Here is a 13,850-nt window from a genome sequence, read left to right as displayed (position 1 = left end):
ATGTTCACCTACGGCATGCCCCTCAACTTCCCGCGCTGGCTGGACGAGCACGCGCACCTGCTCAAGCCGCCTGTGGGCAACCAGCAGGTCTGGCAGGACGCCGACACCATCGTCACGGTGGTGGGCGGGCCCAACCAGCGCACGGATTTCCATGACGATCCGCTCGAAGAGTTCTTCTACCAGTTCAAGGGCAATGCCTGGCTGGACATCATGGACCGCGGCAAGCGCGAGCGAGTGGACCTCAAGGAGGGCGACATTTTCCTGCTGCCCGCGCACGTGCGGCATTCCCCGCAACGCCCCGAGGCCGACAGCCGCTGCCTGGTGATCGAGCGCCAGCGCCCCGAAGGCGTGGTGGACGGCTTCGAGTGGTATTGCCCCGCGTGCAGCGCGCTGGTGCACCGCGTGGAGGTGCAGCTCAAGAGCATCGTCACCGACCTGCCGCCGCTGTTTGCCGGCTTTTACGACAACGCAGCGCTGCGCCGCTGCGGGCAATGCGGCACGGTGCATCCGGGCCGTGCCTCGGCACCGGCCAGCAAGGACCCTAAATGAGCACCAACAGCGTCGTGGATATCCACAGCCACTTCTTCCCGCCCATCACCCGCCAGGAGGCCGCGGCGCTTGACCCCGTCGCCGCGCCCTGGCTGCAGACCAATGGCACGGACACGGCCATGATCATGACCGGCGACCAGCCATTCCGCCCGGTCTACTCCGCGCTGTGGGACCCCGCGCGCCGCATCGAGGAGATGGACCGCTGCGGCGTCGACATCCAGCTGATGTGCGCCACGCCCGTGATGTTCGGCTACCGCTATCCGGCGGACGTCGCGGTGCCCTGGTCGCAGCGCATGAACGACTACGCGCTGGCACTGTGCGCGCACCGGCCCGCGCGGCTCAAGGCGCTGGCCCAGGTGCCGCTGCAGGATATCGACGCCGCCTGCCGCGAAGCCTCGCGCGCCAAGGCCGCAGGCCATGTCGGCGTGCAGATCGGCAACCACCTCGGCGACCGCGACCTCGACGACGAAGGCCTGATCACCTTCCTCATCCACTGCGCCAACGAAGGCATTGCCGTACTGGTGCACCCGTGGGACATGATGGGCGCCCCGCGCATGAAAAAGTGGATGCTGCCGTGGCTGGTGTCGATGCCGGCAGAAACGCAGCTCGGCATCCTGTCGCTGATCCTGTCCGGCGCGTTCGAGCGCATCCCGGCCTCGCTCAAGCTGTGCTTCGCGCATGGCGGCGGCAGCTTCGCCTTCCTGCTTGGCCGCGTCGACAACGCCTGGCGCCATCGCGACATCGTGCGCGAGGACTGCCCGCACCCGCCCTCGTCGTATGTCAACCGCTTCTTCGTGGACTCCGCCGTATTCGACCCGCGCGCGCTCAAGCTGCTGGTCGACGTGATGGGCGAGGACCGCGTGATGCTGGGTTCGGACTATCCCTATCCGCTCGGCGAGCAACAGGTCGGCGCGCTGATCCGCGCGACCGATCTTGCCGACGCGGCGCGCCGCAAGCTGCTGGGCGCCAACGCAGCGGCATTCTTCGGGCTCGGGGATAGCAAGTCATAAACGACGAACAACAAACGACAAGCAACGAACGACAAGCCACAAATGACGCCGCTCGTGCCCGACAAGGCACGGGCGGTGGGCGGGCAAACCAAGGAGGAGACATGGAACAAGGAAACGGGCAACGCCACGCAAGCGGAGGCTTCCAGCAAATCGTCCAGCGCGAGCAAGGCCTGCACCGCAGCCTCAAACCCGCTCAGCTCGCCATGATCGCCATTGGCGGCGCCATCGGCACCGGCCTGTTCATGGGCAGCGGCTTTGCCATCGGCTTCGCCGGCCCCGGCGTGCTGCTCAGCTACGCCATCGGTGCACTGGTCACGCTGCTGCTGATGGGCTGCCTGGCCGAGATGACGGTAGCCCACCCCACCTCCGGCTCCTTCGGCGCCTATGCCGAGCACTATGTCAGCCCGCTCGCCGGCTTCCTGGTGCGCTACGCCTACTGGGCCTCCATCGTGCTGGCGGTCGGCACCGAAGTCACCGCCGTGGCGCTCTACATGGGGTACTGGTTCCCGCAGGTGCCCGCCTGGTTCTGGATCATCTCGTTCTCCGCCGCGCTGATCCTGATCAACCTGGTCGGCGTAGGCATCTTCGGCGCCGTCGAGTACCTGTTCTCGATGGTCAAGATCATCGCCATCGTCGCCTTTATCCTGGTGGCCGCCTACATCGTCTTCGGCGCGCCCGGCAGCACCGGCAGCGGCGCGGCCGGCGCCGGCTTCCACCACTACACGGCGCACGGCGGCTTCCTGCCAAACGGTTTGTGGGGCATGTGGGTCGCGGTGATCGTCTCGATCTTCAGCTACCTCAGCATCGAGATGATCGCGGTCGCCGCCGGCGAAGCCCAGGACCCCGAGCGCGCCGTGCTGCAAGCCTTCCGCTCCACCATGATCCGGCTCGGCCTGTTCTATCTGCTCACGCTCGCGCTGATGCTCGCCATCGTCCCCTGGAACCAGGCCGGCGCGCAGAAAAGCCCCTTCGTCCAGGTGATGGAAGCCATTCACGTGCCGGGCGCCGCCGCCATCATCAACTTCGTCGTGCTGATCGCCGCGCTGTCCGCCATGAACAGCCAGCTCTACATCACCACCCGCACCATGTTCAGCCTGGCGCGCGCCGGGCAGGCGCCGCGCAGCTTCGGCGCAGTCAGCAAGCGCGGCATCCCCGTGCGCGCGCTGCTGCTCTCCAGCATCGGCATCGCACTGGCTACCGGCCTCAACGTGTTCTACCCCGGCGACGCCTTCCTGCTGATGATGGCCATCTCCATGTTCGGCGCCCTCTTCACCTGGTTCATGATCTTTGTCACCCACTACCGCTTCCGTCGCCAATGGGCCGCCGTCGGCAACCGCCCCCTGGCCTTCCGCATGCGCGGCTTCCCCGTGCTCACGCTGCTAGGCGCCGGCATGCTGCTGGCCATCATGCTGACCACCCTGTTTACCGACGCCTTCCGCATGACGCTGCTCACCGGCATCCCCTTCCTGGCAGTGCTCAGCGTGGCCTACCTGCTCCGGTTCCGCCATCGCGCCGAGCCCACGCCACTGCCCGCCAACGACGCCGCCTGAATGACCGCGCCGCCACCCGGCGGCGCGCCTGCGGGGACTCCCGGCAAAAAATTTGCGCCGGGGCTTCCCAGCAAAAAAAAACGCTGCTATGATTGCGGGCTTCATCCAGTTGTTGACGGATGGTGGGCCGAAGTAGCTCAGTCGGTAGAGCAGCTCATTCGTAATGAGAAGGTCGGGGGTTCGATTCCTCTCTTCGGCACCATTAATTAGATCTAAGCCCTTGAATTTCAAGGGCTTTTTTCTTTTCTGGCGTCCACTGCGATTTTGCCGGCGACCCGCGATGCATGGCGCGGCGCAAGCTGCAAGCCAGGCTGCAATCGCGAGACATGCGAAGGCGAGACATGCAGAGAATCGAGCCATGAAGGCCGACGCGGCCTTAGCCTCACGCTCCACGCCTACCTGCCAGGAACAACGATAGCGTGCGCGAATGCTACGACGATAGCGACACCGCAAGCACCCCTCCCCTCACTACCCTCCGCGTTCCCCCACACCGCCCACGTTACGTAACGCGTAACACCGCCGCGCCATCCGCCCGCGCGGCGGCCCACGGTATCCGTCCCGTTCCCCGTCATCGGCAGATCACCCGCAATCCCTTATCTGGCGCGGCTTCCAGCCTGATCCCATCCACCTCGCACCACCACCGCGCCACGTCGGCAAGCGCCGTCGGCCAGATGGCACGGTGATTGCGCTTGTCCTTGTCATTCAAGCGCGAGCGCGCAGCGCCATGCCGCCGCTACTCGGGGAACCCTGTCGCGCGCCGCGCATCGACAGGGACTTGCATGACGGGCCACGAAGAATGAGAGAGCAAATGACATCAGTTTTCAGCAGCGAGGAGTTGGACGCGTATTTCTCTTCGTACGCCGGCATGGAGGGGGGGAACATCGGCGCGGCGGTCTGGATATGCGATAAGGAGCCGCACCTGCTGGCGTCTACGCCGGGTGCCTCGCTGGCGCCGGTGCATGAGCCGCCCGCCTGGGACAGCGCATTCCGCGAGCGCCACCGGCATGACATGCCGCGCTGGCAAACGCACCAGCGCCTCGCCCGCATCATGGCGGCGACGCGCGCGGCAACGCTGCGTGAAACCATGCCGGGGCTGGACTGGCGCGGCTACTTCGACCAGTACCTCTACGCGCCGCGCGGCTGGGAGTTCAAGATCAATCTCTACCCCCTGCCCAAGCCGCAGCAGATGGACCTGTCGCAGATCGAGACCTTTCGCCGCAACCCGTGCCTCAGCCCGAACTGGCGCTATGTGGAGTTCTGCCGCCAGGGCGGGCGCTTCCGCTTTATCGCGGAGCAGCGCCGGCGCATGCGTCCCAAGGTGATTCTCTGCACGGGGCAGGCCGAGGAAGAGGAGTTCCTGCTGGCGTTTGGCTTCCAGGGCGTGCCCTGCTCGGAGCATCATCTGCAGCCGGCGGACCTGGTCAAGACGCTGCGCGTGTATTCGCACGAGGGCACCCACCTGGTTATCTGCCCGAAGGTGGGCGGGCCGACCGGCATCAACTCGGACACGCTGCTCGACGCGATGGGCGCCTTCCTGTCGGTCTGGCTCGACGCAGCGGATTTTCCGGATGTGCGCGCGCAAGCCATGCGTGCGGAGCCGCCCGCCGGCACCGCGCACCTGGCCTGGCGCACGATGACGCACAGCCAGGCTGGTTCCGCCAGCGCGTCTGCCGTATGACCTGACCCAAGCGCGCATCGTCAAACGCGTGTTTGCCTGATTGCGCCATGCCCTGGCGCTGCCGCATGGCAGCCGCCAGCGGCATATCAACCCTCCCCCTGCCTGCCTGCGCAAGCTCGCGGAACGTGCCGTATACCGGAACGTTGACATCCGCTTGCCCTCCAATCCCCTCCATAGGCTTACGGCATTCGATGGATTGAATCCCTCGCGCCGAAGCACCAGACTGGTAACACGATAAATACAAGACCGGCCCGCCGATCCAATTGGCCGCCGGGACTGATGACGAAGCGGCCGCGCAGCACGCGGTACGCGTTCGCACTTGCCACGCAACCGGGGAACATCATGCACACCGCCGCCACCTAGGGCCGCCGGCGCCACGCCGGACTCGCGCAGGATGGCTGCGCCCGCACGCCGATTCGCGTCGCGTCCAGCCAGCTCCCAGCCAAGACAATCGACAAGGAAGCGGCCATGGATGCTTATCCAGTTCCTGGCGCGGCGAGGTATCGCCTTTTTCCGCGCAAGCTCCTGATGGTGTTTGCGCTAGGCGCATCTCTGTGGGCGGCCGCCGCCCGCGCGGATGACAGCACGCCGCCAGACACCCTGGCAGATCCGGCACAGGCTACGCCGGCGCCCGCCTTCAGCCCCCAGGTTTGGCTGAACGCTGGGTTTCTCTCTTACCACTTCAATCATGCGGCGCACTACAACGCGGCCAACTGGGGCATCGGCGCGGATGTCCGCATCACCGAAGATTTCACCTTGTCGGCCGGCGAGTACCGCAACAGCATGCGCTATCACTCCACCTATGCGAGCGTCACCTGGCAGCCTCTGCATCTTGGCCCGGTGCGGATCGGTGCCACGGCGGGCGCGGTGCGCGGATATCCGGATGTCAATCACGGTGGCTGGTCGCCAATGGCGGCGCCCGTCATCAGCATCGAGTATGGGCGCGTGGGAGCGAACCTGATCTACGTGCCGACGATGCGGGGGAAGGTGGATGGCTGCATCTCGCTGCAACTCAAGATCCGGGTCTGGTAGGCGACTCCGTGGTGGGAAGGCAGAGGGAAGGGTAAGGGGACGGCGGAAAAAAAAGGCGCCGCATGCAAGAGCATGCAGCGCCACGGAAGGAGGGCCAAGGGATTAGGCCCTCTCGGGAAAACCACCCCCGGGGAGAGAGCGGTAAGTGACTACTTTAGCGAGCGGAGCCGCATCAACCAATCAGCCACTTCCCAATGCATGCAGAGAAATTTCCGCAAACCCTTCCGTTCCGGCTTATGGCTTATGGCTTATGGCTTGAACGTATCGCCCAGCACCACGCCTTCACGACGCGGATCGGCCCCGCCGACCAGTGCCGTCGACCCGCCCACGGTGGTGCGAATGATGGCGCTCAAGCCGCTGGACTGCGCCGTCACGTTGACCACGTGGCCGAGCCCGCGCAGGCCCTTGACCAGCGGATCGTTGTCGCCGGCCAGGCCGCCGGCCGGCTTGGTGGCATCCACGTTGGGATGCTCGCCGCCGACCATCATGCCGCTGGCGGCGCTGTTTGAGCCACCGAAGTCGATCATCGACACAGCCTGCTGCGCGTCCATCTTCCAGTCCAGCACGCCCACCAGGGTCTTGGCTACGTACTGGATGATGCTGGCGCCGCCCGGCGAACCGGTGGTCATGTAGAAGTCGCCGCGCGAGCCGTCGGCATTGCGCTTGAACACCAGCGTGGGCGCCATCGAGCTGCGCGGGCGCTTGCCCGGCTGCACGCGGTTGGCGATCGGCACGCCGCCGGCATCGGCGGGTGCCGCGTTGAAGTCGGTCAGCTGGTTATTGAGCAGGAAGCCGTTGGTGAAGTGATACGAGCCGAGGCCGGCCTCGATGGTGGTGGTCATCGAGACGACGTTGCCGTACTTGTCGGTCAGCGACAGGTGCGTGGTGCCGTGCTCGTTGATGACCGACGGGGCCAGCGGCACGGCGCCGAGGTCGCCCGCGGCGACCGGCAGCGTCATGGAGCCCACCGTGCTGATCAGGTCCGCCCGCTTGCGCAGGTAAGGCTTGTTCAGCATGCTTTCCCAGGTGCCGCCCGGCAGGCCGATGAAGTCGGTATCCGCCACATACTTGTTGCGGTCGGCATAGGCCAGGTTGCCTGCCTCGGCCATCAGGTGGACGCCGAGCACGTTCGGGCGGCCGCCGTTCTTGTCCATGTTCGACGGCGCATAGCGCGACATCTCGTAGTTCTCGATGATGCCCATGATCTGCGCCACCGCGATGCCGCCGGAGGACGGCGGCGGCATGCCGCAAATCTCGTACTCGCGATACGTCGTGCAAACTGCCGTGCGCTTCTTGGCGACGTAGTTCTCCAGGTCGGCCAGCGTGGTCAGGCCTGGCGTGGCGGTGCCGCCGTAAGTGTTCTGGATCTTGGCGACGATCGCCTGGGCAATCGGGCCGTTCTTGTAGAACGCATCGGCGCCGCCGCTGGCGACCGAGCTGAACACATTGGCCAGCGCCGGGTTCTTGATGATGGTGTTGACCGCGCGCGGGGTGCCATCGGCATTGAGAAAGTATCCGGCCATCTCGGCGTCGCGCTTGATGCTGGGGGCCGTCACCGGGTTGCTGACCGCCGAGGCGATCGCGGCAGCCATGCGCGGCGGAATCGGGAAACCATCGGTCGCCAGCTTGATGGCGGGAGAGAACAGGTCCTTCCAGGCCAGCTTGCCGTGCTCGCCGTGCGCCAGCTCCAGCACGCGCAACGTGCCGGGCGTGCCGATGGAGCGGCCGCTGTGCGTCGCGTTAGGTGCCGGCGTAGTCTGGTCGGCGGCGGACTTCCATTGGATATAGTTGCCGTCGGCGGCGGCCGGCGCCATCTCGCGCCCGTCGTAGGCGGTGACCTGCTTGGTGGCCGCGTCGTAGTACATGATGAAGGAGCCGCCGCCGATGCCGGAGGATTGCGGCTCGACCAGGTTGAGCACCATCTGCGCCGCTACCGCGGCGTCCACTGCCGTGCCGCCGTTCTTCAGCACGTCGCAGGCGGCCTTGGTCGAGACCGGGTTGTTGGTCACCGCCATATAGGTCTTGGCGTAGACCGTATTCTTGGGCGCATAGCCGGTGGCGATCTCCGGCGCGTTGGGGTCGCCCGGCAACACCACGGCTTCGCCGCCGGTGGTGCCGTTCAGTTCGCAGCCCGCGACCACCGTCGGGGTGGTCGAAGCCGGGGTGGCAGCAACGGGATCGTCGCCGCCGCAGGCACCCAGGGTCAGCGCCAAGGAGGCGAGCGCGATGGCGCCCAGCCGGGTCGGCGTGAATCGGGGGCCGGCCGGATCCATAGGCGAGGTCACCGCTTCGTGAGCAGCTTTTGGCATGTTCTTCCTGTCTTATGTTGAGGCTTCAGAAAATCGACGCTTCCCTCGTCGATCGCCGCAACCGCCGCTGATGGGGGAGCGGTTGTGACGAAGGATCAACATAGACCTGCCATTCACGATTCTGAATAGCTACATGTCTGGATTTACAGACATGTGAACGTGGTTCATACTTGGGAGTGCTGCAAGATGCGCATCAGGCTGTCGGTGGCATGGACATGTTGACGCCCTGCCCCCGTGGATTGAAGCGCAGCTCAGGCGGCCAGCACTTCGGCTTCGAGCATGCTGCTGATGGCGGCTTCCAGGGTCACAAGGGCTGCGGTCTTGGGCAGGCAGCAGCAGATGCCGTAGCCCATCTCCGGCGGCGGCATGTGCAGCCACATATTGTCCGACAGCAGCAGCACGCGCTGGGCGGGCAGCATGCTCCGCAGCTTGCGCAGCAGGCGCCAGCCGCTGGTCACGTCCTGCGGCATGCCAAACACCAGCAAGCCGGCCTCGCGGATCGTCGTACCGTGCATGAAGAGATCGTCGGGATCCACGCCGTCCACCTGCTCCACGCCAGGCATGCTCTCCAGCATGCGGGCCAGGCCGAGGCGCAGCAGCGCGCATTCGTCGATCACCACCGCCCTGAGCGGCGCCGTGCCATGCGACGCTAGCGGCAGCCTGGCAACCTGCCGCGCCGACATGGCCGATGGCACGCCCGGCGAGACGCCTCGCGCGGTGATGCTGTCTACGCCTGCCCGGCTGGTGAGTGCCATGTCCATGATTCCTCCTTTTGCTTTTTTCTGGAACGGCGCCAGCGGGGACGCCTGACAGGGTACGGTGCAAGGCACGTGCCAGCCGCCAACGCGGGTTCTCGCGCGCGGCTGGGCAGGCCGCCAGGCCTTACGGCGCAAGGGATTGCCGCTTGCGCGGAAGGCGGGCGGCGCGGCCCGGGCGGGGCCGGGGCATGTTACGCGTCACGTAACGTGTTCCGCATATTGTTCCGCAGGGCACAAGCAAAACCGCCGCGCAAGAGCGCGGCGGCCGGCGTGCGACGGGAAGCGAGGGTGACTCAGACCAGCGCGATGCGGTCCTCCACCAGCCGGATATGGCCGCCCGGCTTGTCCTCCATGATCTTCATCGACTTCTGCCCGATATGCAGGCTGCAACCCCCGTGGATGCGCCGGCTCACCTCGATCACCGCCTCGGGAGACGGGCGAAGCTGCTCGGCAAGCTTGGCGAGCCTGGCGTCGAGCGCTATCGAGTCGCGGGTGAGCTTGAACAGTGTGGCGCGCGCTTTCTCGCGCAGGTCGCCCACCGCTTTCTCGGGATTCTTGGCGAAGAAGCTGACCAGTTGCTGCACCTTGGCCTGCTCCGCCTCCAGCTGGCGGCGCTGGGCCTCGAGCTCGGCCTTCTCGGCTTCGGCGTAGGGATTGGTGCCCACCTGCACGGTGGTGGCGGTGCCCGCGGAGGCGCCAAGGGTGGCGGTGCGCACAGCCAGCTGCGCACGGCAGCGCCCGCCGGTGATGTTGCCCTGGCCCCCCTTGGGACTACCGGCAATGATGCTGCGCCCGGCGCAGACGTCGCTCTGGCGGATGCCGCTTTCCACCTTGACCTCGGTGCCGGCCTCGACCACCGCGCTTTCGATGAAGCGCGCATGCAGCGAGCCCTTGCAGGTCACCCGTGCCAGCGCGACGCCCTCGGCGCCCTGTTGTGTGCCTTGATGCGTGCCCTCGGCCTTGCCGATGATGCCGCCCTTCACCACCACATTGCCGCCCGCCTCCACATGCGCAGCCTCGATGGTGCCGGTGACGATCACATCGCCGGTCACGCGCACGGTCATCCCGGTCCTGATATCGCCGTTGACGCGCAGCGTGCCGTCGAAAGTGACGTTGCCGGAATGCATGTCCACCGCTTCCACATCGACCACCGGGCTCACCGATGCGCCCTGCGCCGACAAGGACGGCGAGCCGGAGATCGCCGCCACCAGCACCTCCGGATCGGCGGGATCCGGCGCCACGCCGCTCAAGCCGTCCGCAAATGGCGGATCGGCGGCCGGCACGGCGGGCACGACCTTGCCGAAGACATCAATGCCGTCGCTGCCCTGGCGTGCCGGGATGCGCCGCATCAGCGGCGTGCCGGGATTGACCAGCAACAGCGTGCCCAGGTCGCGCAGGTCGATGCGGCCGCTTTCGTCCTCGGCCACCAGCGGCTTGGGAGGGGCCAGCAGGCTCTCGAAGCGCGCCGGCATGCCGGGCAGCGGCGCGCGTCCCGTGGCAATCTCGAGCCCGTCGCAATATCCCGCCTCGACCGCGCCACGCAGGGCGGCGCTGTCCGGCTCGGCCTTGATGCCGCGCTCGGCCAGCGCGGCGCGGATCTCGTCCCGTGACACCTCGCGCCCGCCTTGCGGCGGCAGCAGGTTGAGCCGCACGCTCAGGTTGTCGCTGCTGACGCTGAGATCGAAGTAGCCGTCGGTCAGCTCGCCGATCAGCGCTTCCACGGGCGTCCCCTCGGTGGCGCGCTGGCATTGCGCGAGAAAGGTGCCGATTGCGGCGGTGTCCAGTTTCGCCAGCGCCCAGCCGCCCCTGGCCAGCGCCTCTTGCAGCACGGCGCGGTCCGGCGCCATGCGGCCCGGCATGGCGGCATACGCCGCGCGCAGCTGCCGCGCGCTGTCGTCCAGGCTAACCCGTAAGCCGCCGTCCCCTGTGTCTTGTCCCCGGTTTTCCATTCGGTTGTTCCATTGATGGATCATGTCCGGACGGCTCCGCCCCGTCCTCGGGGTCGTCCGCAATCCCGGCCTCGGCAGTGCCGCGCCGCCGCTGCGCCATGGCGCGGCCGCCCGGTGCCCATGGCCTGCAAGGCAGGCCCTTGAAGCCGGGGATGTCATTGATGCGCCGCTGGATCTTGGTCCCTTCCGACGCACACAACACCATCGGCCGTTTCGCCGAAAACTTGAGCCGCGCCGCAGCCCGCACCCCACCGCCCGAGGCGAAAAATGTACACTTCTGCCCATCGACGGAACGCCGTGCCGCAATGCCAGGGGATCACAGATGATTGTGCGAGACCGCCCATCGGGACCGAGGTTGTTCCTGGTCCTGCGAGGCTCGATCCTGTCGCGCATCTGGCGCGTGCTGCTGGTGAACTTGCTGGTAGCGGTTGCCGTCACGCTCAGCCACGGCGCGTTCTTCGCGCACAAGATCACGCTCACGGCCATCCCCTTCACGCTGATCGGCCTGCCGCTGGCCATCTTCCTGGGCTTTCGCAATACCGCCGCCTACGATCGCTTCTGGGAAGGGCGCAAGCTGTGGGGAGAGCTGGTGGTGCGCAGCCACAACCTGGCACGGCAATGCCTCAGCCTGATCGCGGACAACGTGCCGGACAGCGCCGGCCATAAACCAGCGGGCCTGAACGACGCGCGCGTGCGCATGATCTCCCGCACGATTGCCTACGCGTACGCGCTGCGCAACCGTTTGCGCGGCGCCAGCGCCGCCACCAGCCTGGACCCCGCGTGGCTGCGCCCGGCGGAGCTCGCCGACGTGCAGCGCACCACCAATGCGCCCGCGTTGCTGATGATGCGCATGGGCGAAGACCTGGGCCAGTGCGTGCGGCAGCACCGCGTCGAGCCCTGCCTCGCCGCCGGCATCGACGACACCTTGTCGGCCATGATGGCCACGGCGGTGGCATGCGACCGCATCCACAACACGCCCATCCCGTTCTCGTACACGCTGCTGCTGCACCGTACCGCCTACCTGTATTGTTTTTTGCTGCCGTTCGGGCTGGTGGATACCATCGGCTTCGTCACGCCCGTGGTAGTGGCCATCGTGGCCTACACCTTCTTCGGCCTGGATGCGCTGGGCGATGAGCTGGAAGAGCCGTTCGGCACCAGCGCCAACGACCTGCCGCTCGATGCGCTCTGCCGCGCCATCGAAATCGGCATGAAGGAAGCGCTGGGCGAGACCGAGCTGCCGCCTCCGCTCGTGCCGGTGGATTACTGCCTGCTATAGCGGGCCTGTTCAGGGGGCTTGTTTAGGGGGCCTCTTCAGGGGGGCCGGCAAGGCGGCGCCGGCATGCGCCGGTTGCACCACTCGCCCGGGCAAGCGCGACTTTCGGTAAACTGCCGCTGTACCGGCGCAGCGTCGTCCGGCTTTGGCGCACGCCTCACCGCTTTTCCCCAGGTTCCAGACATCCCAGATGGCCCAGAAGTCCCCGGCGTCCAAGACGCCCGCCGCACCGGCGCCCAGCCCCCACGAAATCCGTCCCGGCCAGTCCATCGAACTGCTCAAGGCGCTGCATATCCTCACGCGCGATGGCAAGATGAACCAGGACAGCCGCCGCAAGCTCAAGCAGGTCTACCACCTGTTCCAGTTCATCGAGCCGCTGCTGCAAGACCTCAAGCAGGATCACCCGGACGTGACGCTGGTCGACCACGGCGCCGGCAAGTCCTACCTCGGCTTCATCCTGTATGACCTGTTCTTCAAGGCGCAGCTCGACCAGTCGCACATCTACGGCATCGAGACGCGCGAAGAGCTGGTGCGCAGCTCGCAGGAACTCGCCAGCCGGCTGGGCTTCAAGGGCATGTCGTTCCTGAACCTGTCGGTAGCGGATTCGATCACCTCCGATCAGCTTCCGCCCACCATCGACATCGTCACCGCGCTGCACGCCTGCAACACAGCCACGGACGATGCGATCCGTTTCGCGCTGGAAAAGCGCGCCAAGTACATCGTGGTGGTGCCGTGCTGCCAGGCCGAGGTGGCGGGCGTGCTGCGCAAGAACAAGGGCAAGCTGCTGGCCGGCAATCCGCTGACCGAGATCTGGCGCCACCCGCTGCATACGCGCGAATTCGGCAGCCAGGTGACCAACGTGCTGCGTTGCCTGCAGCTGGAGGCGCATGGCTACCAGGTCAGCGTGACCGAGCTGGTGGGCTGGGAACACTCGATGAAGAACGAGCTCATCATCGCGCAGTACAAGGACCTGCCGCGCCGCCGCCCGGCCGAGCGGCTGAACGAAGTGCTGCGCACGCTGGGACTGGAAGAGATGGAAGCGCGCTTCTATACGCAGGAGCCGGCTGCTGCCGGCTGAAGCTGGCTCGCGCCAAGCCAATGGCGCGCTGCTGTGCGCAAGCTCAAACGCGCCGCGTCAACGCGCGTCAACGGCGCGTTTTTTATGTTCCGCTGGCTTCGGTCATCAGCTTGCGCCAGCCATCGTGGCCGAGCCGGCGCATGGTTTCCTGGTTGCGCTCATAGATCTCCGACGCATCGGGAAAAGCCGCCACGGCGCGCGCGATGCTGTCCTCGCGCAGCAGGTGCAGGATGGGGTAAGGCGCGCGGTTGGTGTAGTTCTCGATGTCGTCCGGCTCGCTGCCGCCGAACTCGTAGTGCGGATGGAAGCTGGCGATCTGCAGGATGCCCGCCAGGCGCAGGCTCTTGAGCAAGCGCTCGGCGAAATAGAGGAAATCGTTGTAGTCGAGAAACTCGGCCAGCGCGTGCGGCACGATCAGCAGGGTCGTGTCGATCTCGGCAGGGTCGGCATCGGCGAGCGTGCGCAACTCGGTTTCGAGATCGGCGAGCACGCCCTCGGTATCGGTGGCATCGCTCACCGTGTAGCGGATCTGCCGCTTCACGTGCACGGCCTTGGCGAAGGGGCACAGGTTGAGGCCGATCACTGCGCGTTCCAGCCATTGCTGGGTGGTGTCTACGATGAACTGGCTGGATGGCGAAGCGATGGGCATGGCGATGCGTGACGC

The 13,850-nt window shown here is 66.5% G+C and carries 11 protein-coding genes and 1 tRNA gene; 8 read left to right on the top strand and 4 right to left on the bottom strand.

Annotated elements, in window-relative coordinates; all coding sequences use genetic code 11:
* From A9975_RS31135 to A9975_RS31110, 6 genes are all read left to right on the top strand, one after another.
* Positions 1 to 549: a 3-hydroxyanthranilate 3,4-dioxygenase gene (locus tag A9975_RS31135; RefSeq protein ID WP_183036100.1), complete on the top strand. Its 549-nt coding sequence runs from the start codon at positions 1 to 3 to the stop codon at positions 547 to 549.
* On the top strand, positions 546 to 1,559 hold the full coding sequence (locus A9975_RS31130) for an amidohydrolase family protein (RefSeq protein ID WP_183036099.1): 1,014 nt from the start codon (positions 546 to 548) through the stop codon (positions 1,557 to 1,559). The genes A9975_RS31135 and A9975_RS31130 overlap by 4 nt, the downstream gene beginning before the upstream one ends.
* A gap of 101 nt (positions 1,560 to 1,660) precedes the next feature.
* Positions 1,661 to 3,109 carry an amino acid permease gene (locus tag A9975_RS31125; RefSeq protein ID WP_183036098.1) on the top strand — a complete coding sequence of 483 codons (1,449 nt, stop codon included), beginning with the start codon at positions 1,661 to 1,663 and terminating at the stop codon, positions 3,107 to 3,109.
* A 126-nt stretch (positions 3,110 to 3,235) separates the two neighbouring features.
* Positions 3,236 to 3,311: transfer RNA gene (locus A9975_RS31120), tRNA-Thr, on the top strand.
* Between the two features lie 606 nt (positions 3,312 to 3,917).
* A complete protein-coding gene (locus A9975_RS31115; RefSeq protein WP_183036097.1) occupies positions 3,918 to 4,787 on the top strand; it encodes a transcriptional regulator in 870 nt (289 codons plus the stop codon).
* 468 nt (positions 4,788 to 5,255) lie between these two features.
* A complete protein-coding gene (locus A9975_RS31110; protein ID WP_183036096.1) occupies positions 5,256 to 5,819 on the top strand; it encodes a hypothetical protein in 564 nt (187 codons plus the stop codon).
* 248 nt (positions 5,820 to 6,067) lie between these two features.
* On the opposite strand, the gene A9975_RS31105 is transcribed toward A9975_RS31110, so the two are convergent.
* The 3 genes from A9975_RS31105 to A9975_RS31095 form a co-directional block, all read right to left on the bottom strand.
* On the bottom strand, positions 6,068 to 8,128 hold the full coding sequence (locus A9975_RS31105; protein WP_183036095.1) for a gamma-glutamyltransferase family protein: 2,061 nt from the start codon (positions 8,126 to 8,128) through the stop codon (positions 6,068 to 6,070).
* Positions 8,129 to 8,379: 251 nt separating this feature from the next.
* Positions 8,380 to 8,889: a DNA-binding response regulator gene (locus A9975_RS31100; protein WP_255504129.1), complete on the bottom strand. Its 510-nt coding sequence runs from the start codon at positions 8,887 to 8,889 to the stop codon at positions 8,380 to 8,382.
* A 290-nt stretch (positions 8,890 to 9,179) separates the two neighbouring features.
* A complete protein-coding gene (locus tag A9975_RS31095; RefSeq protein ID WP_255504127.1) occupies positions 9,180 to 10,859 on the bottom strand; it encodes a DUF342 domain-containing protein in 1,680 nt (559 codons plus the stop codon).
* A 298-nt stretch (positions 10,860 to 11,157) separates the two neighbouring features.
* On the opposite strand from A9975_RS31095, the gene A9975_RS31090 reads away from it, so the two are divergent.
* Positions 11,158 to 12,111 (top strand): bestrophin family protein, encoded by a 954-nt coding sequence (locus A9975_RS31090; protein WP_183036094.1) that lies wholly within the window; start codon positions 11,158 to 11,160, stop codon positions 12,109 to 12,111.
* 187 nt (positions 12,112 to 12,298) lie between these two features.
* On the top strand, positions 12,299 to 13,186 hold the full coding sequence (locus A9975_RS31085; RefSeq protein ID WP_150986257.1) for an SAM-dependent methyltransferase: 888 nt from the start codon (positions 12,299 to 12,301) through the stop codon (positions 13,184 to 13,186).
* A gap of 82 nt (positions 13,187 to 13,268) precedes the next feature.
* On the opposite strand, the gene A9975_RS31080 is transcribed toward A9975_RS31085, so the two are convergent.
* Positions 13,269 to 13,835, bottom strand: a complete 567-nt coding sequence (locus tag A9975_RS31080) for a DUF1415 domain-containing protein (protein WP_183036093.1) — start codon at positions 13,833 to 13,835, stop codon at positions 13,269 to 13,271.
* Positions 13,836 to 13,850 lie beyond the last annotated feature (15 nt).

This window comes from Cupriavidus sp. UME77 (assembly GCF_014170355.1).
In the GTDB taxonomy this organism is placed as follows: Bacteria; Pseudomonadota; Gammaproteobacteria; order Burkholderiales; family Burkholderiaceae; genus Cupriavidus; species Cupriavidus basilensis.
The sequence above is the reverse complement of the archived record's forward strand: the minus strand, read 5'-3'. Positions and strand labels throughout refer to the sequence as shown.